Genomic DNA, 21,349 nt, shown 5'->3' with positions numbered 1-21,349 from the left:
GCCGCTATCTATTGCGAGAACAGGCAAGCTTGGAACAGATCTTTGCAGAAAATGCACGAATTGCTGCGCATGGGGGATTTGGCCGCTTTTGTCGGGATCGTCGATGATGGCGGCTTTGCTGAATCCGCGCGGCGCAGGGGCGTGTCTGCCTCAACACTCAGCCGGTCAGTCACGCGGCTTGAAGAGCAGTTGAAGGTCGCGTTGCTGCGCCGCACCACGCGATCAATCGAAATTACCCCCGAAGGCTCTGCCGTACTGGCTGAGGCGCGCGAGATCCTGGACCGCAGTGAAACCCTGCAAGAGATCGCGACCAGTGGACAGGCCCCGGCCGGACCGCTGCGTGTCAACGCACCAGTTCCTTACGTCCTACATGTCCTCGCCCCGCGCCTGGCCGAGTTTCACGCCAAGTATCCTGAGATCCAGTTGTCTATCGACATGACGGATACGGTGGTGGACCTGATTGGCAGCCACGCAGACGTGGCTATCCGGCTTGGCCAGCTGCCCGATAGCGATATGTTGCACCGCCCACTCGGGCGCACGTCATGGAAGTTGGTGGCCACACCGGAATATCTGGATCGCCACGGATGGCCTGAGACGCCCGTTGACCTCGCCCAACTGGAGCAAGTGCGTTTCGCTGCGCCAGATCACATCAACACGCTGCACTTCGCCGGTCTGGCCGAACCCGTAACGGTGCCGCCCGCCATGACCGCGGGTAATGGAGAAGCCGTACGCCGGATGGTTTTGGGTGGATTGGGTATCGCGCGGTTTTCCGACTTCATGATCGAAGAGGATATCCTTGCGGGGCATTTGGTTGAGTTATTTCCCAGTCAACTGCAGGCCGAACCGCTGGCTATCTCTGCCCTGTATCTGACGCGCGTCTCCGGCCTGCGGCGTCTGGGGGTATTTCTGGATTGGCTGGAGGCGTTGATAGAGTGATGCGGTCATTTGGGAATTTGCACGGAAGTGACATTTTGTCTGCTCCATGTCTGTTCGAACGGCCAAAGCAATCCGGGTGAGATGCTCTTCATTCGAAACGACGCCCAGCTCTGCCTTCCAGACATGGCGCTGAGCGGCCTGCCACTCCGGGAGCCCTCAAGAACTGATGCGCTTGCCTGGCCTTTGATGACCGCCCGGTCCCGAACGCGCCAATCACCGGAGGTCTACTTTTCCGGGTGACCGTTCCAGAAGCGAACTGTCGGGAATCCACCCAAAGCTGCCCCCTCTAGGCCCTCAAAAAAAGACCCGGATCGCTCCGGGTCTCTTTTCTAGGTTACGCTACGAGCTCTTGGTCGCGGTTGCCTTGGGTTTTTTGGGCTTGGGCAGCGCCTTGGGCTTGGCGGCGCGCGGCGGGGCCGCGATCAGCTCAAGCTTGGCTTCCTTGCCTTCGCCCACCACGGCCACGGTGACCGTGCCGCCATTGACCAGTTCGCCAAACAGCACCTCTTCGGCCAGTGGCTTCTTGATGTGCTCCTGAATGACCCGGCCAAGCGGACGGGCACCCATATGCTCGTCATAGCCGCGTTCAGCCAACCAGTCGGCGGCCTCTGGCTGCAGCACGATGGTGACATTGCGCTCGGCCAGCTGGCCCTCAAGCTGCAGCACGAACTTCTCGACAACGCGGCGCACGACTTCGCGTGGCAGCGGTGCAAACGAGATGATCGCATCCAGGCGGTTGCGGAATTCCGGCGTGAACAGGCGGTTGATCGCCTCTTCATCGTCGCCCTGCTCGCGCTTGCGCCCAAACCCGATCGGGCTCTTGGCCAGCTCCATGGCGCCCACATTGGACGTCATGATCAGGATGACATTGCGGAAATCCACCGACTTGCCGGTGTGATCGGTCAGCTTGCCGTGATCCATCACCTGCAACAGGATGTTGTAGAGATCGGGATGGGCCTTCTCGATTTCATCGAGCAGCACCACGCAATGCGGGTTCTGGTCGACGCCATCGGTCAGCAGACCGCCCTGGTCAAACCCGACATAGCCCGGAGGCGCACCGATCAGACGGCTGACAGTGTGACGCTCCATATATTCGGACATGTCGAAGCGCAGCAGTTCCACCCCAAGCGTATCGGCAAGCTGCTTGGCCGCTTCGGTCTTGCCCACGCCGGTCGGACCAGTGAACAGGTAGGAGCCGATGGGCTTTTCGGGCTCGCGCAGACCCGCACGGGCCAGCTTGATCGCCGAGGATAGCGCGGTGATGGCCGCATCCTGACCGAACACGACAGTCTTGAGGTTCTGCTCAAGGCTGCCCAGCAGTTCGGCATCGGACTTGGAGACCGATTTGGGCGGAATGCGCGCAATCGTGGCAATGGTGGCTTCGATGTCTTCGACATCAATGACCTTCTTGCGCTTGTCTTCGCTCACCAGCATCTGGCTGGCGCCGGTCTCGTCGAGCACGTCGATCGCCTTGTCAGGCAGCTTGCGGTCATTGATGTACCGCGCACTCAGCTCCACCGCTGCCTTGAGAGCATCATCGGTGTACTTGATCTTGTGGAACTCTTCGAAATAAGGCCGCAGACCCTTTACGATCTCGATGGCATCAGGAACCGACGGCTCGTTGACGTCGATCTTCTGGAAGCGACGGACCAGAGCCCGGTCCTTCTCGAAGAACTGGCGGTATTCCTTGTAGGTGGTCGAACCGATGCACCGGATCGCCCCGCTGGCCAGCGCTGGCTTGAGCAGGTTGGACGCATCGAGCGCGCCGCCCGAGGTGGCGCCGGCACCGATCATGGTGTGGATCTCGTCAATGAACAGCACCGAGTTGGGGAGCTTTTCGAGCTCCTTCATCACGGCCTTGAGGCGTTCCTCGAAATCACCGCGATAGCGGGTACCCGCCAGCAGCGAGCCCATATCGAGCGAATAGATGACCGCCTCCCTGAGCACTTCAGGCACATCGCCTTCAATGATCTTGCGGGCCAGACCTTCAGCAATGGCAGTCTTGCCGACGCCGGCATCACCGACATAGAGCGGATTGTTCTTGGAACGGCGGCACAGCACCTGAATGGTCCGGCGCAGTTCGGCATCACGACCGATTAGCGGATCGATCTTGCCGGCACGAGCCTTCTCATTGAGGTTGACGCAGAAATCGGCCAGAGCAGAGGTCTTCTTGGCTTCCGCACCACCTTCCCCGTGGTTCTCGCCGTCCTCGGCGCCATGGATCTTCCGCTCCTCGCTGGGACCGGACTTGGTAATGCCGTGACTGATGAAGTTGACCGCGTCCAGCCGGCTCATGTCCTGCTGTTCAAGGAAGTAGGCAGCATGGCTTTCGCGTTCGGCAAAGATCGCCACCAGCACATTGGCACCGGTAACCTCTTCGCGACCAGATGACTGGACGTGAATGACAGCACGCTGGATCACGCGCTGGAAAGCCGCCGTCGGCCGTGCATCCTGCCCATTGGGCACGATCAGGCTGTCGAGCTCTTCATTGATGAAATCTTCAAGGTCGCTCTTGAGCGCGTCGACATCGACATCGCAGCCGGTCAGAACGGCGATCGTTTCACGGTCGTCGGTCAGGGCCAGCAAGAGGTGCTCGAGCGTTGCGAACTCATGGTTCCGCTCACGCGCCAGGTTCATTGCCTGATGCAGAGCCTTTTCAAGTCCGCGAGAAAATGAGGGCATATGATGTTCCTATTGCTTTTCCATCACGCATTGCAGCGGATGCTGGTTCTTGCGTGCCGTATCCATGACGCGTGTGACCTTGGTCTCAGCGACTTCGTATGGATATACGCCGCACTCACCCACCCCCTTTTGGTGAACGTGCAGCATGATCTGCATGGCGTCTTCACGCGATTTGTTGAAGACGTCCTGCAGAACGAGAATGACGAATTCCATCGGCGTGTAATCGTCATTGAGTAGCAGCACCCGATACAGGCTCGGGCGCTTGGTCTTGGGCCGGGTCTTGGTGATGGTCCCGGTGTCGGTGTCACCCTTGCCGGGTTCATCATCCTTGGGCCCCGCGCTGGCAGGCATGGGCACCTGGCGGAAAACCGCAGGCACCGCATCGGTCATGGCGAGGCGATCGTCAAAGTTCATGGCTATACATCTGTCGTGAGGAAAACGAAGCAGCATGGTGAGTGTCATTATGTAGGCAAAATCGGCGCTGTGTTAAGGGCCCATACTTCCCGAATTTGTGAGGTGGCAAAAAGCACCGGGTCTGAACGCCGCAAACGTCGAGCCATGGCGTCCGGTTTGTTCCCCTGCACTGCCCTGCACACACCCTTCACAGCCCGGCGTCTCCACCGCAACCACGCCTGCCTGATCACGACCGCGTGACACCGTTTCAACACCCTGCCGGAAATCGGTGGCATTTTACGGAATAGTAACGGGGCGCAACGTAGAACTTGGAAATTCATGGTCGAGCTGGGCGCGTGGGGCTCCCCGGACCGACCTGAGTTTTGTGTTGTTGTAGTTGCGTACGGGCACAGAAGTGCCCGAGAGTAAGAGTTGGAGTATCGGGTGGCTTCCCAGGCGAAAACCCCATGGCGCGTCGCGTTTGTCCGCGCCTTTGCCGCAATCCTTATTGCCCTGGCGGTCAGTGCACATGCTGCTGCACCGGCACAGGCAATCGAAAACCTCCGCAAATATGCCGGCATTGTCGTCGACGCCAAGTCGGGCAATGTGCTGTATGAATCCGCAGCCGACAGCAAGCGCTACCCCGCTTCGGTCGCCAAGGTGATGACGCTCTATGTCCTGTTCCAGGAACTGAGCGCAGGCAACCTCAAACTCTCCACCAAGATGACCGTTTCGGCCCATGCCGCCGCGGCCGTGCCGACCAAACTTGGCCTGCGCGCTGGCTCCACTATTACGGTGGAAGACGCCATGAAGTCGCTGGTGACCCTGTCGGCCAATGATATGGCCCGCGTCATCGCCGAGCACATCTCGGGCTCCGAAGAGAATTTCGCCAAGCGCATGACGGCAACGGCCCGAGCCCTTGGCATGCGCAGCACCACCTATCGCAACGCCTCGGGCCTGCCCGATGGCGCTCAGCTGACTACAGTGCGCGACCAGGCCATTCTGGGCATCGCCATCTACCAGCACTTCCCCAGCTATTATGAACTGTTCCAGACCAAGAGCTTCAGCTACGGCAAGAAGACCTATGGCAACCATAACCGCGTGCTGGGCTATATGGGCGCTGTGGACGGCATCAAGACCGGCTATATCAACGCCGCAGGGTCCAACCTGCTCACCGCCGCCCGCAAGGACAATCGCCACATCGTGATCGTTGCCTTTGGCTTCAACTCGTCCGCCTCGCGTGACGAGAAGGTTCGCCAGCTGGTGTCGACCTATCTGACCAAGGGCCGCCGCGGCGACTATCTGCGCACCGCCATGATCCCGATGCCGGGTCGTCAGGGCAACACCCAGGTGGCTGTCGCCCAGTCGCCCGCCGCTGCCCCCGTCTTTGTCATGCCCATGCCCCTGCCCGGCTTCCGTCTGGCGCAGCTGGTTGCTGCCAATGGCGCCCAGCCACAGGCGCAGTTGACCCCAGTCGCGCCACAGGTGGCCGTGGCCAGCATTGCACCGGTACCGGCACCCATGCCCGCCGATCTGGGTCTGCAGCCTGCTGTACAGGCCGCCAACACGCTTGCAGCGCCTTCCCAGGCGCCACAGCCGGCCTATCCCAGCGAAGACGTCATCGGCGCCTGGCTCAGCGATACCTATAATCTGGGCGCGCCGCCCGCTGCGCTCGGCCAGACCACACCATCGGCGCCGCTGGGCATGCAGCCCCCCGCACCGATCCAGGCCAATAGCCAGCCTATCGACCTGCTGACCTCGGGCAGCGTGCAGACCGCTGCCGCAGCCCCCGCGCCCGGCGGCTGGGTCGTGCAGATCGGCGCAGGTCCATCCGAAGACAGCGCCCGCGCCATGCTGGCCGATGCCGCTGGCAAGGCCGGCAATCTGGGTGACTTCCGCTCCTATGTGGAGCGCTTTGAAAAGAATGGCAGCGTGTTCTACCGCGCCCGCTTCATCGGCTTTGGTGGCCGCGACGATGCGACCGCCATGTGCAACCAGCTCAAGCAGCAGAACCTGGCATGCCTGGCAATGCAGAGCTGAACTGAGACGACAAGAAAACGAGCCAGGGCCACGGAGCCACTGGCCAATAGGGGAAGCAAATTGGTGCCTGTGTTTGGAGTAGCCCAATGAGCGAACGTACTGCCCTGACCGAGCTGGCCAACTTTGTGGGTCGTTCGAGTCTGCTCAATGAAGATATGGCCGCGCGCAATCGCGTGCTGGCCGGAATTACCGATCGCATGATGCCGCGCAAGCGCGGTGTGGGTGACCTGCTCGGTGTTGTGATGGCCATGTCGGCCCGCACGCGCCGCATGGTGCAGGATCCCGTCAATGTGGATATCGACGTGTTTGCACCTGGCGGTGCCCGCGCACTCAAGCTCAATGTAGGCGACCGCTAGGCCGCCTGCCCTCAGATTTCGCTATTGAGCATGTGCACGAAGCGCTGGGATCCATCCTTGTGTGGCGACAGGCTTGCCGAGAGCGCCTTGCGCGCTTCGGCCCGTTCGCTGACAGGCAGGTGCAGCGCTTCCACCAGATTGCGATATTCCTGTCGCGCACTGGTATGGGACATTGACGGCACGCCGCCCAGCATGTCCTCGTCGAGCGGATCAAATACCGTCAGACCCGCCGGAAACAGCGAGCGGAAGATTACGCGCTCGGCGATCCCGTCAGCCACCCGGCAACCCAGCCGCAGCGCAATCCGCTCCAGCATGGTCTGAACCTGCCGCATATTGCGCGAGCTCAGCATCGAGATGCGGTTGCGCACCAGCACCCAGTCAACGGTTCTCCCATCAATCGCCAGCCGCTCCGAGCGCGCCCGCTGCACCAGGCGGGAATAGTGGCTCATCTCACGCGGCTCACCCGTGACCGGGTCAATCTGCGCCATCACGTTGAGATCGATCAGACTGTCATTGACCGGGGTAACCAGCGTGTCGGCCAGCGAATGGGCCAGCCGTGTCAGATTGGTGTCAAAGCCGGGGGTGTCGATCACAACAAAATCGGCATCGTGCTCAACCTCCCCCACCGCCTGGCGGAAAAGGTCGAACTCGACCTTGTGGTTCTCGCGCAGCGAGTCGCCACGCGCCACCGGCAGATGGAAATGGGTGGTATGGGGCAGCCGCAGATCCCGCCCCTTGGCCCAGGCCCGGCGGTTGCGCACATAATGGGTCAGCGTCTGCTGGCGGCTATCCACGTCGATCGAGGCCACCTTGTAGCCTTGATAGAGCAGATAGATCGCCAGATGGAAGGCCGTCGTGGACTTGCCCGACCCGCCTTTCTCATTACCTACAACGATGACATGGACGCCATGTCCGGCCATTTTTCACTCCCGAAACCCGAGCGCAATTGTCCGGCCTTCGGCGCAGGCTTGCAAGCGTGCCAATGGTGAATAATCGTTAAACGATTAACGCGTGATCAGGCCGACAGCCGCATCGGTTCGGCCGCGCGCTGAATGATGGGCAGATTGAGCGCACCCACCAGGTTGCGATACTCCTGCCGGGCCGCGACATGGGAGACGCTGGCGTGTTCGCCACCCCCCTCGCTATCGAGCGGATCAAACACCGTCAGACCGCTCGAAAACAGCGAACGGAAGATAACCCGCTCGGCAATGCCATCCGATACCCGGCAGCCAAAGCGCGTGGCAATGGCATCAAGCGTGGCATGCACCTGCCTTGCATTGCGCGAACCGAGCATGGAGATGCGGTTGCGCACCAGCACCCAGTCGACGCTCTCGCCAGTCACTGACAGGCGTTCGGACCGCGCCCGCTGCACAAGGCGTGCATAATGGCTGGTTTCGACTGGCACACCGGTTTCCGCGTCCACCCGCGCCAGCACATTGATGTCGATCAGACTGTCATTGATCGGCGTCACCAGCGTGTCGGCCAGCGAATGGGCCAGCCGCGTCAGATTGGTATCAAAGCCGGGCGTATCGATGATGACGAAGTCGGCGCGGTTTTCCACTTCGCTGACAGCGCGGCGGAACACGTCGAACTCGGCCTGATCGTTCTCGCGGCGCGAGTCGCCCCAAGCCGATGGCAGATGAAAATGCTGCGGATTGAGCAGATTGATGCCGCGCTCCTGCGCATAGGCGCGCCGGTTGCGGACATAATGGGTAAAGGTCTGCTGGCGGCTATCCACATCAATGCTGGCCACCCGGTGGCCAGCATGCAGCAGATAGATTGCCAGATGAAAGGCGGTGGTCGATTTGCCCGACCCGCCCTTTTCATTTCCGACCACTATGACATGCGCACCGTTTCGCGCCATCGTCGCCCCCCAAATCAGTGCTCAAACGCACACTGCTAACAAGGGCTGCTATGGTTAACAGGCGCTTAAGATTAACCGATCTTAACCCCTAGATCAGTCCCAATTTGGCGAGGTCGGCAGCCAGCGCCAGCGAATCTGCGTTCTCATTGGCGCCCAGATCGGGCGGCGCATCGTCGGGCTTGAGATAGCGCCAGCCCTGAAAGGGCCGCTTGGGATAGGGGACGGTGCGGATCAGGTCTGGGGCCAGAATGATGTCGCAGTAATTCTTGCCCTCGGGATCGGTATAGGGCGCCAGGCGCTGGATAGGCTGGCGGCACACCACCTGCCCGCCAATCACCCAGTAGATCGAGGCTTGCCCCTCCATCTCCGCAGCGCGTTTGGGCATCATGCGGGTGCGGTGGACATGCACATCCTCACCGTAATCGGCATCCCACCAATGGGCGCGCTCATTGCGATAGCTCTCGAGCTCTTCAAAGCTCGATACGCCCACGCACAGCTTGATCATATGGATCATCCGCAACTCCAGACAAAAAGAAGGGCGCCCAAGTGGCCCGGGCGCCCTTCCTGAATTTTTGAAAGTGAATAACTCCAGCGCCTAGACGCCAGCAACCACGGAGAAAACCAATCCCATCGAGAGCAGGCAAACCATTGTCCAGCTTGCTGCACGCCACAAAGTGGCTCTCGGTTGACCACGCATAAATCGCTCCTTGTCAGCCGTTCACTCCGGACAAATAGGAAGACAAAGCTGTCCCCGCAAGGTCCGGTATCAAATCGTTAACCGCGTCATAAAAGCTTTGCAAGCGGCGATGTTGCCACAGTCCACAGGCGTGAACGTCTCTTCGAGTCGCGTTCTGAAGGGGGTGAAACGGCGCTAGAACAGCCCGAACCACAGCCCGGCAATGCCCAAAAAGGCAAAGAACCCAACGACATCGGTGACAGTGGTCACAAACACCGAAGAAGCGATCGCCGGGTCGGCCTTGAACTTGTCGAGCGTCAGCGGAATGAGAATTCCGGCTGTCCCCGCCACGGCCATATTGATCACCATGGCCAGACCGATAACCCCGCCCAACTGCAGATTGTTGAAGCGCAGCCAGGTGACCAGCCCGATCAGCACGGCAAAAATCACGCCGTTGAACAGGCCAACCACCATCTCGCGCGTGATCAACCGGCGCAGGCGGCGGCCATCGAGTTCGCGCATCGACAACGCCCGCACGGTCACCGTCATGGTCTGGGTGCCCGCATTGCCGCCCATGGAGGCGACAATCGGCATCAGCACGGCCAGCGCCACCATCTGCTCGATGGTGGCATTGAACAGCCCGATCACCATGGAGACCATCACAGCGCTGAACAGATTGACGATCAACCACGGCACACGACTGCGCACGGTATCGGCGGTGGAATCAGAAATATCCTCGTCACCCACACCCGCGAGCAGCTTGATGTCTTCATCGGCCTCTTCGTGGATCACGTCGACAATGTCATCGATCGTCAGCACGCCGACCAGACGATTGCTCTCATCCACCACGCCGATTTCGACCAGATCGTAGCGCTCGAAGTCGCGGGCGGCTTCTTCCTGATCTTCATTGGCGTCGACCAGCACCAGATTGGTGTTCATCATCGATTCAATCGATGTGGTGCGTGGCGCACGAATGAACTTGTCCAGCGGGATGGTGCCCAGCACCGAGTAGGACGCATCCACCACATAGATCTGGTAGAATTCATCCGGCAGATCGACCTCGCGCCGCAGATAGTCGATGGTCTGACCCACCGTCCAGAAGGGCGGAATGGCGATGAAATCGGTGAGCATCCGCCGACCGGCGGAATCTTCGGGGAAGTCCAGACTGCGCTTGAGGCTGAGCCGCTCAAAGGTCGGCAGCTTGGCCAGAACCTCGTCGCGGTCGACCTGCTCCATGTCCTCGAGGATGAAGACCGCGTCGTCATTGTCGAGCCCGGCCATACCGCGCGCGATTTCAGCGTTGGGCAGTTCTTCCATCAGCTCGACGCGGATCGATTCATCGACCTCGGTCAGCGCGGAATAGTCAAAATTCTCGCCCAGCAGGCGGACCAGCAACAGGCGCTCATCGGCATCGAGCGATTCCAGCACATCGCCGACATCGGACGAATAGAGCGGCTGCATGACCGTGGCGATGTCTTCGCTGCGCCCGGCAATCAGGAAGGCGCGCAAGCGCTCCAGCCAGTGCGGACTGATGCGATCATCATCATCGCGAAAGGCATTGGGATCGATGCCGGGCTCTTCGCCGGAGGTGCTGTCGGGGTCTGTGATCACGGGAGGCCCTTTTCGCCGGGATTACGGGGCTCTTCAGCTGTAACCAATCAGCCCATGATCCGCCAGCTTTGCCGTAGCGATTTCCGACCCTTGCAGTGAATTCTTCGTCAGAACCGCCAAGAAGTGTCGCCCAGGCCGCCTCGGACGACTAGTCGGAGATCTCCGCCTGATCAGGGTCAGCAGAAAGGTCCATTTCCTCGGCGGCCATCACCAGCGCAACAATTGGCAGGCGCGGCAGGATGTTGGCCAGCGGCGTGCCCAACCAGTCGGTGAACTCCTGCTCGCGAATACCCAGCGGCACAAACACAATGGCGCTATCGGCTGATTGCCCAATCAAACCTTCCAGCCGGTCGTCCCCGATTGGCAGAACAATGACCTCGGCCGCGATGCGCACCGATTTGAGTTCTTCCTCAAGCTCGGCCTGGCGCAGGTCGACATCAGTTTCGGCATCCGCCGTGATCACCCGGATTGGCGCACCGCGCCAATCGGTATTGCGGGTCATCAGATAGGCCAGCACCAACATCAGCCGACCGGTCGCATTGTCGGACCACCAGATATCGATGGTGCGCGCGGCAGGCCTGGTCGCGGTCAGCCGTTCCCAATCATCCTCATGGGCATCAAACACCACCAGATTGAAGCCCAGCAGGAACGAGGCGTGCAGATTACCCAAAAAGCGTTTTGCCTGTTCGGGATCCTCGGTGCGCTTGGCCGGATCAAGCCAGTTGAGCAGCACGGTATTGATGCGGGTGGGCCCGATCCCCACCGATTGTACGGCCACCGGCACGGCAACATCCAGATCGGTCGCTGACACCACCAACGGGAACGCCGTCAGCCCCTTGGCCGCCAGATCGCGCTCCAGCGCCTTTTCGGCAAGGGCCAACTCGCGCCGGGCCCGCCTGCCCTTGCCCTCCAATATCCGGATCACCGTGGTCAGGCCGCTATGACCCTCAATCCAGGCAGCAAAGCGCAGCAGGCGCTCGCGGCGCGCTTCATCATTGGAAAAAGCCAGGATTTGCGGACGCCAGTCGCGGGCATGCTCGGGCCGCGCACTCGCTGCCAGCAGATTGTCGCGCACCGCCTGCAGCTCATAGGAGCGTTGCCCGTCGGCCCAGCGTGACTCGGTCGCAGTCGATTGCAGATATTGATAGACCGCCAAGATCACCGCTATGGCCACCAGCCCCGCTGTCAGATTGATCGCCAGCATCACACCAAGCGATACCAGACCGCCAACAAGGCTCAGGCGCGGGTCATACCAGCTCAGCGCCGGCCGGAAGGACGGGCTGCGACCGCTGGCTTCGAAATAGGTCGCGTAATTGAGCAGGCCATAGGTCACCACAAAGAACATGGCCACGACCGAGGCGATGACATTGAGATTGCCCAGTGCCACCGTGCCCAGCGCGATCAGCGTGCCCAGCAAAATGCCGTTGCGCGGATTGTCGCTCGGGCCATGCCCGACCCCGAACACGGCCAGGAACGGAAACACCTTGTCCTTGGCCAGCGATTGCAGGATGCGTGGGGCCCCCATCAGCGACGCCAGCGCCGAGGACAGCGTGGCAGCGAAAATTCCCGCATCGATCAGCGGCCCGAACGCGGCGACATTGCGCATGGCGCCATAGTCGAAGGTCAGGATACCGCGTGGCACCGCGCCCGCCAGCAGCACCGCCACCACGACATAGACAAGGATGGAAAGGCCTACCGCATAGGCAGTGCCGCGGGGAATACTGCGAACCGGATCAGCCAGATCACCGGACATGTTCACCCCCTGGGTGAAGCCCGTGACCGCTGGAAAGAAGATGGCAAAGGCTGGCCAGAAGCCGATCCAGCCCTGATTTGGACCCAACGCAGCAACCAGCCGCGAATTGTCCCAATGCCCCCAGGCGCCCATGCCAAAGGAAATCAGCGAAAACACCAGAAAGGCCATGACGACATATTGCACCCGGGTCGCCAGATCCGAGCCGAACCAGGCGATCACCGCCATCAGCAGCACCGCGGCCGCCGCAATGCCCTGCGCAGCAAAGGGCGTGGTGATGTCAAAAGTCGCCGTGACGCCCTCGGCAAAGCCGACGCAGTAAAACCCCACCGAGACCGCCAGCGCCACAAACAGCACCAGCCCGATGGCCCCGCCATAGGCCACGCCCAGCGTGCGCGAGATGATGTAGTACACCCCGCCGCTCTTGACCTCGATATTGGTGGCCACCGCCGCCAGCGAGATACTGGTGAGCACCGACACCAGGCTGGCCAATCCGATAATCAGCAGCGTCTGCCACAGCCCCACCGTGCCCACGACATAGCCAAGCCGCAAGAACAGTACCAGGCCCAGAATCGTCAGCACGCTGGGCGTGAACACCCCGCCAAAAGTGCCCATGCCCTGCGGCTTTTCAGAGTTTTTCGACATTTTGGGAGCGCACCGCACCAGCTGAATTCGCTAGGATTAGTGCGGCGCCAGAAACAAAGCAATCGGGATGGAATGCGCAGCTTCCCTGCATCTGCAGCAGGACCGAATCTGCACCCACCGCAAACAAAAAAGGCCGCCCCGAGGGGCAGCCCATTTTTTCGTATCATCCGGAGATGATGGTGCGGTCGAGAAGACTCGAACTTCCACGGGTGTTACCCCACAGCGACCTCAACGCTGCGCGTCTACCAATTCCGCCACGACCGCATTCTGGTAGAGCCACGCCCACCGGGCGAAGCGAGTGGGGATGTAGCAAAGGTCTGTCGTAACCTCAAGCGCTTAAATCGAGATTTGGAAATGTCTGTGGAGAGGCTAGCGGTGACGCGAGGTTTTGTTGGAGATCTGCACACGCAAATGCCCGTCCTCGACGCTGACTTCGCCATGCGCGATCAGCGTGCCATTGGCATAGATGCACAGGGGATCGTTCTCGCCGGCATCCAGTTCGATCACCGCACCACGGCCCATGCGCAGCAAATGATGGATCGGCATCGTCGTGGCACCCAGTTCGACGGTGATGTCCACTTCAATATTGTCTAATGTGCCCATAGATATGTCTGAACCCCGTCGCGGCGCCGCTCAAGGTGCCGGTGAATCTCTTATGTGAAGGTATCCTCTGGCACCCATGGTTATGGAACCATTAACAAATGGTGACGCGCACTGCGAAATCCGTAGCAAATTGGCACGGAACGACGCCCGGCCCGTGCAATGGGTGATTTCGGCCGAGCCCGTGCCCTACCCCGTCGCACTGGCCGCCATGAAGGCCCGCGCCGCCGCCATTGCCGCTGGCGCGGCCGAAGAAGCCATCTGGCTGCTCGAGCACCCGCCGCTTTACACCGCAGGTACCTCTGCGCAGCCCGCAGACCTGCTCTCAGACCGCTTTGAGGTATTCGATGCGGGTCGGGGTGGGCAATACACCTATCACGGTCCAGGCCAGCGCGTGGCCTATGTGATGCTGGACCTGACACAGCGCGGCCGCGATATCCGCTGCCTGGTGCAAGGGCTTGAGGACTGGGTGGTGGACACGCTGGCGGCCCACAATATCAAGGCCGAGAGCAAGCCGGCGCCGCGCATCGGCGTCTGGGTCAAGCGCCCGGAAAAGGGCGTGCTGACCGAGGACAAGATCGCGGCCATCGGCGTGCGGGTGTCCAAATGGGTCACTTTTCACGGCATTTCGCTCAATGTGTCGCCCGATCTGGGTCACTATGACGGCATCGTGCCCTGCGGCATTTCCGACGCCGGGGTGACCAGCTTCGAGGATCTGGGGCATCTGGTGTCCATGCCCGAGGTCGATTCGGTGCTGCGGCAGACCTTTGAGGCCCGTTTCGGCCCCACGGTGGACGCATCCGAGCCAAGCCTTGTCGGGGCTGGCGCCGACCCCCAACTTGCGTAACAATCGAATCGAACCCTGTTTTAAGCCATTTCCAAGGAGCCCGTCATGACGCTGGACGACCTCAAGCGCCTGTTCACCCGCCAGACCCTGTTCCGGCTCGACGCCATCCTGTCGCCCAAGCTGGTGCCCATTCTCTATGCGCTGGGTCTGGGCGGCATTCTGCTCTGGGCCGTCAGCCATCTGTTCCTGACCTTCAGCTTCGGCTTTGGCATGGGCCTGTGGGGCCTGCTGGAGATCGCCGTCTATGGTCTGCTGGCCTTCATCATCCTGCGCGTGACCTGCGAGGCCCTACTGGTCTGGTTCAAGACCCATGAGCAGAGCGGCGAGACGGTCAACCGCTCGCGCTATTCCTCGTCGCTGATCGACGAGGTGCGCGACGCCATTCGGGATCTGGCCGAGGAAGGCGAAGACGCCGATTACGCTGAAGCTGATGAATACATCACCCCGGCGACCGAGCCCGCCCCTTACGTCCCGCCAGCCAGCGCCAAGCCAGCCGCGGCACCCAAGCCAGCGGCAACCCGCTCCCCCGCCACCAAGCCCGGCGAGACGCACAAGCCACGCCGCACCGCCAAACGCACGCCACCTGCCAAAAGCTGATCGCGCTGCGCGGCACGAAAGAAAAAAGGCCGCCCAGACAATCATCTGGGCGGCCTTCTTGATTCAATTCGGCAAGCTTACTGCTTGTTGATGCTCCAGGCGCCGGGGCCGGCGAACACCAGATAGAGGAACACAAAGCTGAACAGCACGGCTGCGTCGCCGCCATTGGCCTGCGGGAAGAAGCTGCCGGGGAAGTGGAACAGGAAATAGGCCACGGCCATCATGCCGCTGAGCACGAACGACACTGGACGGGTAAAGAAGCCAACCAGCACGGCCAGACCGCCAAACACTTCCAGCAGACCGCCAATCAGCATCAGGCCTTCGGTTGGGCCCATGGCCGCTACAGGAAAGCCAAACAGCTTCTGGGTACCGTGGGCGATGAACAGCAGGGCGGTCGCGATACGGAGCACGCCAAGGGCCTGCGGCGAATAGGTGGAGAGACGATCGAACAAGGCAAGGCTCCTTTGAGCGGGGTTGGATGCGCCAGATTTATGACGCCGGTGCCGCTCTCCTAGAGCATAGCCAACGTTTCCAATATCGGCTCAAATGCAAACGCACTGTTCAGCAGTGCACTCATAGCCAGCCTGCTGGCCGGTCACAGCACGGCAGCCACCCACCTGCCGAGGGGCGGTCACATTGCGTAACCATCAAATTCTCTGTATGACGCGCGCAATCCTTTCCCACATCGGAACAAGAAGCTCACATGAGCCAAGCGCCTAAAATCGGCCTCGTCAGCCTCGGCTGCCCAAAAGCCCTCGTCGACAGTGAACGCATCATGTCCACGCTGCGCAGCCAGGGCTATGCCTTCAGCCGCGACTATGCCGGGGCCGATATCGTCCTGGTCAACACCTGCGGCTTTCTCGACAGCGCCAAGCAGGAATCGCTCGAAGCCATCGGCGAAGCCCTCAATGAGAACGGCCGCGTCATCGTCACGGGCTGCCTGGGCGTCGAAGAAGAACTGATCCGTCAGACACACCCGTCCGTGCTCGCCATCTCCGGCCCGCACCAATACGAGAATGTGGTCAGCGCCGTGCATGAGCACCTGCCGCCCGTGCCCAACAAATTCGTCGACCTGGTGCCCGAGCAAGGCCTCAAGCTGACCCCGCGCCACTACGCCTATCTCAAGATTTCCGAAGGCTGCAATAATCGCTGCTCGTTCTGCATCATCCCGCAGATCCGCGGCGATCTGGCCTCGCGCCCCGCTGCCGGCATTCTGGGCGAAGCCGAAGGTCTGGTCCGCAATGGCGTCAAGGAACTGCTGGTGATTTCCCAGGACACCAGCGCCTATGGCGTCGACATCAAATATGCCGAATCCAATTACCGTGGCCGCCCGGTCAAGGCCAAGTTCTACGATCTGGCCAAGGAACTGGGCCAGTTGGGTGCCTGGGTGCGCCTGCACTACGTCTACCCCTACCCCCATGTGGATTCGATCATGGAGCTGATGGCCGAAGGCCTGGTGCTGCCCTATCTCGACATTCCGTTCCAGCACGCCTCGCCAAAGGTGCTCAAGGCCATGCGTCGTCCCGCCCATCAGGACAAGACGCTCAACCGCATCCTGAAGTGGCGCGAGCAGGTTCCGGACCTCACCGTGCGTTCGAACTTCATCGTCGGTTTTCCCGGCGAGACCGAAGAAGACTTCGAGATGATGCTCGACTTCATCGAGGAAGCCGAAATCGACCGCGCCGGCTGCTTCAAATATGAGCCCGTCACCGGCGCCCCTGCCAATGAACTCGAAGGCATTGTGCCCGACGATGTCATGCAGGATCGCTTCGAACGGCTGATGGAAGTGGCGCAGAACGTCTCGACCGGCCAGCTGGCCAAGAAGGTCGGCCGCACCATTCAGGTGCTGGTGGACGATGTGCAGCCCGAACAGAACAAGGCGATTGCCCGCTCCAAATGGGATGCGCCCGAGATCGACGGCCAGGTCATCATCGCCAATGCCACCGGCATCAAGCCCGGCGACATGATCGACGTTCTGGTGACTGACAGCGATGAATACGACCTGTTCGCCACGCCCAGCGCGACTCTGAACTAGGATTCAGTTTCAACGCCTTGGCGTTGTTTCCGGACTCAAATTATCAGGCGCTGCTCACGGGCAGCGCCTTTTTTCTGGCCGGTCGCACGGGGGTCTGCGCTACGGCCAAAGCGGTCTCGCCGACCGACACTGCATACATGGCGGCCATCACATCGGACTGGGTCAGCATGCCAACCAATCGCTGATCATCATCGGTGACGGGCAAATGATGCAGCCCGGCATCGGCCATATAAGGCACTACCTGGGCGATATGAGTATCAGGATGAGCAGCCTTGACCGGCGTGCTCATAACGTCCTCCACCCGTCCCTTGAGCGAGCGATCTGAATTGCTTATCGCGCGCAGGCGCCACCCCAGACCAGAACCCGTCGCCGACATGCCCCAATCGGCTTTGTCGAGCAGATCGGTCTGGGTCAGGATGCCGATCACCCGATTGTCGTGATCGACCACGGGCAATGCCTTGATGTGATGCTCACGCAGATGCCACAGCGCCTCGCGCAGACTGGTCTTGGGGCCAACCGAAAGCACATCGCGGCTCATCACCTGCGCACAGGTTACCCCGGCCGAGCGGCGGTCATACGCGCGCATCTCGGCGCGGTGCAGGATGTCCTCAAGCTGATCGGTCGCCACCGGCAGCACCACGTCATGCTGTGCCAACACGGCACGGATATCGGCCGTCGACACACCGAGCCGGCCGCTGGGCAGCGCATCAGCCGTCCTATGCGGATTGACTGCAAGCGCCGGGGTGAGATGCGGATACCGGCGACCCGTCAGATTATTGAAGGCCAAAGCCACCGCCAGCATCAGCAATGAGTTGATCAGCACGGGCCAGATGACGAACCCATAACCAGCCGCGGTGATGGCAGGCCCGCCCAGCACAGCTGTCAGTGCCACCGCCCCACTAGGCGGATGCAGGCACCGCATCGCCATCATTGTCGCGATGGCTGCGCCCACGGCCAAACCTGCCGCGAGCACGGGATCGGAGATATAGCGGGCGCAGGTGACGCCGATCAGGGCCGCGATAGTATTGCCGCCAATGATGGACCAAGGCTGCGCCAGCGGGCTCATCGGCACGGCAAACAGCAGCACGGCGGAGGCGCCCATGGGCGCAATCAGCAGCGGCACATCACTGCCGCTCAGCGCCAGGGTCGCGACCGCACCGGTAATAACGATACCGATGACGGCACCAAGGGACGCCCGCAACCGCTCGCCCAGACTGACAGGGGCGAGACCGGGCACGAAGCGCATGAAAAACGGGACGACGCTGGACATGGCGTCATGTAGCAGGCCCCTCCAGAAGCACCAACGCTTCGGACAGGCCTGCTATTGCGCAATTGGCGACACGGCAGAAAAACTATTCCATCCGCGTCGTTTAGCTCAGCGCCAGCTCTGCGCGCCGAGCAGTTTTTCGCCCAACGGCGTCAGTTTGGCGACCGCGGCATTCTTCTTTTCCCATTCGCGCGGATCACCGGGAAATGCATCGCGCTGCGGGTGATCCAGTTCACGCCACAACCGCACCCGTTCGGCGCGCTCGGCGGCATTGTCCTCGTCAGCGGGGAACATGGAAATGTACTGCGCCATGCGTACCCGGCCATCGGAATGGTTGGGCCGCACGCCATGAGCCAGCAGCGTATTGAAGATCATCAGATCGCCGGGCTCCATCTCGATATTGGTGATGGTCAGCCCGGTGGTATCCGGATGCATCGGATCGCGATCGGCCGGCTGGGTCTTCACCCACTCGTCGAAATTATAGAACAGCTCGGGAATGCACTGGAAACCACCCACATCGCCATCCTGCTTGACCAGGCTGAGCACACCCTGCACGCCGATGGGCAGCGGATCGAGCGAGGTGTCGCTATCCCAGTGGATGAAGCCATTGGGGTTACCCTTGACCTTTTTGGGGACATTGAGATTGGCGCGGTCGATACTGGTCCAGAGCTCCTCGATATCCCAGATATCGACAAAGGCGTCATAGACGCGCTGCTCCATCCGGTTGTCCCAGAGCAACTGGTGGTTGTAGATCTCCACCATGCCGGTGCCGTTGAGCTCCTTCATGATGTGATCACGCCGCTGCGGGGTGTACCAGGTGTCCGGATCTGCCGGATTCTTTTCTTCAAATTCCCAGAGCAAAGCCTTGAGCCGCTCGACATTTTCCTGTGGAACCGCATTGCGAACAATCACATAGCCCTTGGTTACCCAGTGCTCCCAATCCGCCGGGCTCAGCACCCGCAGGGGCAGCTTCTTGACGATGTCCTTGAGCTGGGTCGTCACCACCTGGGTGGTTGGATGGCTGTCGCGCTTGGTTGCTGCTGCTTGCATGTCGGTCTCCCATGTCCTGTCCCCATTCGGGTTTGGCTTGTGAGAGAAGCCTAGCCGCTCAAGCTGGCGTTCGCTTGCCCCCAGCAGGCCAATACTGATACGATTCTGGCGTATCGAGGGGACAGAGCGCCAAATGAAGCCCTATCTGGAACATGTTTCACCCGATGATGACGCGTCCTGGGCCACACTGAACCGGCGCCTCGACGACGGCATTCCGTTTCAGTGGCACCACCACCCCGAATTCGAACTGACCCTGACACTGAACTCCAAGGGGCAACGGTTTATCGGTGACCATATCGGGCGCTATGACGATGGCGATCTGGTGCTGATCGGGCCCTACCTGCCGCACACCTGGCATTCTCTTGATCGCGCTGATTGCAGCGCCCCGCACACTGCCCTTGTCATGTGGTTCCTGCCCGAATGGGCCGAGCGGCTGACAGCCAATACCGAGTTGCGCAGCGTTGCCGCCATGCTCAACCGAGCCGCAACAGGGCTGCAGTTCTCGCCTGAAACGGCCAGTACCGCCCGTCCGCTCATCCAGACCCTGTTCACCCAGCCAGCGGTGGATCGCTTTCTCAGTCTGGTCCGAGTGCTGACTGTGCTGGCACAGGATCGGGCGGCCACGCCGCTTTCGGCCACCGCGCCGGAACTGGCCCCTGCGGCAACCGATCGCGGCCGCATCGATCGGGTGCTCAGCCATATCCACGATCATTTCGCCGAGCCACTCACCGTGCCGCAACTGGCCGATATTGCTGCGCTCAGCCCGTCTGGCCTGCACCGCACCTTCTTGCGCCACACAAGGCAGACCGTCAGCCAGTATCTGATCCGCCTGCGCATAGGTCGGGCCTGTGCCCTGCTCTCCTCCACCAGCCAGCCTGTCGGTCAGATCGCGGGGCTGGTGGGCTATGACTCGCTGGCCAATTTCAACCGCCAGTTCAAGGCGCTCAAAGGCACCACGCCCAGCCAGTATCGCGCCGCCTTCGCCTAGCGGGCATAGGCCTCGAACGGATTGGTTTCGGTCAATTGCACGATCATGTCGTCGTCCACCCCCGCTGCCCGCAATCGGGGCAATAGGTGCGCCACCAGATGCGTATAGGGCTGCGGCTCTCCACCACCAGGCTTGGCCGGGTCAAACCAGCCCCGGTCGTGACTAAGCAGCAATTGCCTGCCCAACCCTGCCTCCAGCGCCCGCAGGATCAGCGCCACCACCTCGTCATCGGGCGCCCGCCCGACATGGTCATACTCAATCCAGGCGCCGCGCGCCGCAACTGCCCTGTGCATGTCAAAATCAGGTTCGGCCTGGGTATGGATGGAGATGAACCGGTCGGCTCGACCACCTTCGGCCTCGATGATGTCGAGCTGATCCATTACCACCCGCCCCTTGATCGTATGCGAGCCGATCACCGCCCCCGTTGCCTTGGCCGCACGCGCCGCCGCCCGCAATATACGCGCTTCAAGGGGCGTTATGCCGTCATCGCCGGCACTGATCTTGATCCAAGCCGCCTGCACCCCGGTATTCTCGATGCCCTCATTGAGTTCCTTGAGCATCCAGCTTTCCAGCGCCGCCTCGCTGGCGGTCGCAACCCAGTCGGGTATCCAAGGCTCACGGTAATTGCCAGTGGGCACCACAATGGGGAAATCAGTGGCCAGCGAGACGGCCAGATCGAGATCGGCACGCCGCCCGACACCACCGGTAGAACACTCGACCAGCGCCGTGATGCCCTGCGCCTTGATGGCCTCGATCTGCGGGGCCATCAGCGCCACCACAGCCGCGGTATCGGCCTGCGCATAGCCCGGCTGGTCCGGCGTCCGCAAATCCACAAAAACATGTTCGTGCGGCAGGATCTTACCCAGCTGATCCCGCGTTAACGGCCCCAGCGTGGTGAAAAGCTGTTTTGGGTGCATCGACATGTCCAATCCGCCGCAGTTTCAAATCCGTTCCGCCAATTATAGTCGCCCATGTCGATTTTGTCTCTTGTCTACGCGTTCGCTCTGGGTTG

At 61.1% G+C, this 21,349-nt stretch carries 19 protein-coding genes and 1 tRNA gene; 7 read left to right on the top strand and 13 right to left on the bottom strand.

Translation table 11 applies throughout. The annotated features are described in order from the left end of the window. Nucleotides 1-51: 51 nt before the first annotated feature. A complete protein-coding gene (locus KD146_RS05610) occupies nt 52-936 on the top strand; it encodes a LysR family transcriptional regulator (protein WP_249327756.1) in 885 nt (294 codons plus the stop codon). A gap of 339 nt (nt 937-1,275) precedes the next feature. Here the strand turns inward: KD146_RS05610 and clpA are convergent, their stop codons facing one another. Both clpA and clpS read right to left on the bottom strand, forming a co-directional pair. After that, nucleotides 1,276-3,618, bottom strand: coding sequence for an ATP-dependent Clp protease ATP-binding subunit ClpA (gene clpA, locus KD146_RS05605; protein ID WP_212657734.1), 2,343 nt, complete (start codon nt 3,616-3,618; stop codon nt 1,276-1,278). A gap of 9 nt (nt 3,619-3,627) precedes the next feature. Further along, nucleotides 3,628-3,969, bottom strand: a complete 342-nt coding sequence (clpS, locus tag KD146_RS05600) for an ATP-dependent Clp protease adapter ClpS (protein ID WP_249327755.1) — start codon at nt 3,967-3,969, stop codon at nt 3,628-3,630. A gap of 486 nt (nt 3,970-4,455) precedes the next feature. Between clpS and KD146_RS05595 the strand changes: the two genes are divergently transcribed. Both KD146_RS05595 and KD146_RS05590 read left to right on the top strand, forming a co-directional pair. Next, nucleotides 4,456-6,051 (top strand): serine hydrolase, encoded by a 1,596-nt coding sequence (locus tag KD146_RS05595; RefSeq protein ID WP_212657733.1) that lies wholly within the window; start codon nt 4,456-4,458, stop codon nt 6,049-6,051. A gap of 86 nt (nt 6,052-6,137) precedes the next feature. After that, nucleotides 6,138-6,407, top strand: coding sequence for a hypothetical protein (locus KD146_RS05590; protein ID WP_212657732.1), 270 nt, complete (start codon nt 6,138-6,140; stop codon nt 6,405-6,407). An 11-nt stretch (nt 6,408-6,418) separates the two neighbouring features. Here KD146_RS05590 and KD146_RS05585 read toward each other — a convergent pair whose 3' ends face one another. The 7 genes from KD146_RS05585 to KD146_RS05555 all read right to left on the bottom strand — a co-directional run bounded on the left by KD146_RS05585 (nt 6,419) and on the right by KD146_RS05555 (nt 13,556). After that, the gene (locus KD146_RS05585; RefSeq protein WP_212657731.1) at nt 6,419-7,327 is read right to left on the bottom strand and encodes a division plane positioning ATPase MipZ; all 909 of its coding nucleotides are present in this window, start codon (nt 7,325-7,327) and stop codon (nt 6,419-6,421) included. A 95-nt stretch (nt 7,328-7,422) separates the two neighbouring features. Next, nucleotides 7,423-8,271 (bottom strand): division plane positioning ATPase MipZ, encoded by an 849-nt coding sequence (locus KD146_RS05580; protein ID WP_212657730.1) that lies wholly within the window; start codon nt 8,269-8,271, stop codon nt 7,423-7,425. 88 nt (nt 8,272-8,359) lie between these two features. Next, the gene (locus KD146_RS05575; RefSeq protein ID WP_249327590.1) at nt 8,360-8,785 is read right to left on the bottom strand and encodes a DUF1489 family protein; all 426 of its coding nucleotides are present in this window, start codon (nt 8,783-8,785) and stop codon (nt 8,360-8,362) included. 357 nt (nt 8,786-9,142) lie between these two features. Beyond that, a complete protein-coding gene (mgtE, locus tag KD146_RS05570; RefSeq protein ID WP_212659122.1) occupies nt 9,143-10,555 on the bottom strand; it encodes a magnesium transporter in 1,413 nt (470 codons plus the stop codon). A 151-nt stretch (nt 10,556-10,706) separates the two neighbouring features. Next, nucleotides 10,707-12,953: an amino acid permease gene (locus KD146_RS05565; RefSeq protein ID WP_212657729.1), complete on the bottom strand. Its 2,247-nt coding sequence runs from the start codon at nt 12,951-12,953 to the stop codon at nt 10,707-10,709. Between the two features lie 177 nt (nt 12,954-13,130). Further along, nucleotides 13,131-13,217 (bottom strand) — tRNA-Leu (locus tag KD146_RS05560). Nucleotides 13,218-13,322: 105 nt separating this feature from the next. Beyond that, the gene (locus KD146_RS05555) at nt 13,323-13,556 is read right to left on the bottom strand and encodes a FliM/FliN family flagellar motor switch protein (protein ID WP_212657728.1); all 234 of its coding nucleotides are present in this window, start codon (nt 13,554-13,556) and stop codon (nt 13,323-13,325) included. 76 nt (nt 13,557-13,632) lie between these two features. On the opposite strand from KD146_RS05555, the gene lipB reads away from it, so the two are divergent. Together lipB and KD146_RS05545 are read left to right on the top strand one after the other, a co-directional pair. Next, complete coding sequence (gene lipB / locus KD146_RS05550; RefSeq protein WP_212657727.1) at nt 13,633-14,400, top strand: lipoyl(octanoyl) transferase LipB; 768 nt, start codon at nt 13,633-13,635, stop codon at nt 14,398-14,400. A 45-nt stretch (nt 14,401-14,445) separates the two neighbouring features. Then, the gene (locus tag KD146_RS05545; RefSeq protein WP_212657726.1) at nt 14,446-14,997 is read left to right on the top strand and encodes a DUF4282 domain-containing protein; all 552 of its coding nucleotides are present in this window, start codon (nt 14,446-14,448) and stop codon (nt 14,995-14,997) included. 77 nt (nt 14,998-15,074) lie between these two features. On the opposite strand, the gene KD146_RS05540 is transcribed toward KD146_RS05545, so the two are convergent. Then, nucleotides 15,075-15,449, bottom strand: a complete 375-nt coding sequence (locus KD146_RS05540) for a DoxX family protein (RefSeq protein WP_212657725.1) — start codon at nt 15,447-15,449, stop codon at nt 15,075-15,077. A gap of 251 nt (nt 15,450-15,700) precedes the next feature. Here KD146_RS05540 and rimO point away from each other — a divergent pair, with 251 nt between their 5' ends. Beyond that, the gene (rimO, locus tag KD146_RS05535) at nt 15,701-17,032 is read left to right on the top strand and encodes a 30S ribosomal protein S12 methylthiotransferase RimO (protein ID WP_212657724.1); all 1,332 of its coding nucleotides are present in this window, start codon (nt 15,701-15,703) and stop codon (nt 17,030-17,032) included. A gap of 43 nt (nt 17,033-17,075) precedes the next feature. Here the strand turns inward: rimO and KD146_RS05530 are convergent, their stop codons facing one another. Both KD146_RS05530 and KD146_RS05525 read right to left on the bottom strand, forming a co-directional pair. After that, on the bottom strand, nt 17,076-18,302 hold the full coding sequence (locus KD146_RS05530; RefSeq protein WP_212657723.1) for an HPP family protein: 1,227 nt from the start codon (nt 18,300-18,302) through the stop codon (nt 17,076-17,078). A 105-nt stretch (nt 18,303-18,407) separates the two neighbouring features. Next, nucleotides 18,408-19,349 (bottom strand): phytanoyl-CoA dioxygenase family protein, encoded by a 942-nt coding sequence (locus tag KD146_RS05525; protein ID WP_212657722.1) that lies wholly within the window; start codon nt 19,347-19,349, stop codon nt 18,408-18,410. Nucleotides 19,350-19,482: 133 nt separating this feature from the next. Between KD146_RS05525 and KD146_RS05520 the strand changes: the two genes are divergently transcribed. Then, the gene (locus KD146_RS05520; protein WP_212657721.1) at nt 19,483-20,337 is read left to right on the top strand and encodes a helix-turn-helix domain-containing protein; all 855 of its coding nucleotides are present in this window, start codon (nt 19,483-19,485) and stop codon (nt 20,335-20,337) included. Here the strand turns inward: KD146_RS05520 and KD146_RS05515 are convergent. Continuing rightward, nucleotides 20,334-21,254 (bottom strand): phosphotriesterase family protein, encoded by a 921-nt coding sequence (locus KD146_RS05515; protein WP_212657720.1) that lies wholly within the window; start codon nt 21,252-21,254, stop codon nt 20,334-20,336. The two genes, KD146_RS05520 and KD146_RS05515, sit on opposite strands and share 4 nt — an antisense overlap. Between the last annotated feature and the right edge of the window lie 95 nt (nt 21,255-21,349).

It is taken from the genome of Devosia litorisediminis, assembly GCF_018334155.1.
GTDB lineage: Bacteria > Pseudomonadota > Alphaproteobacteria > Rhizobiales > Devosiaceae > Devosia > Devosia litorisediminis.
The sequence above is the reverse complement of the archived record's forward strand: the minus strand, read 5'-3'. Positions and strand labels throughout refer to the sequence as shown.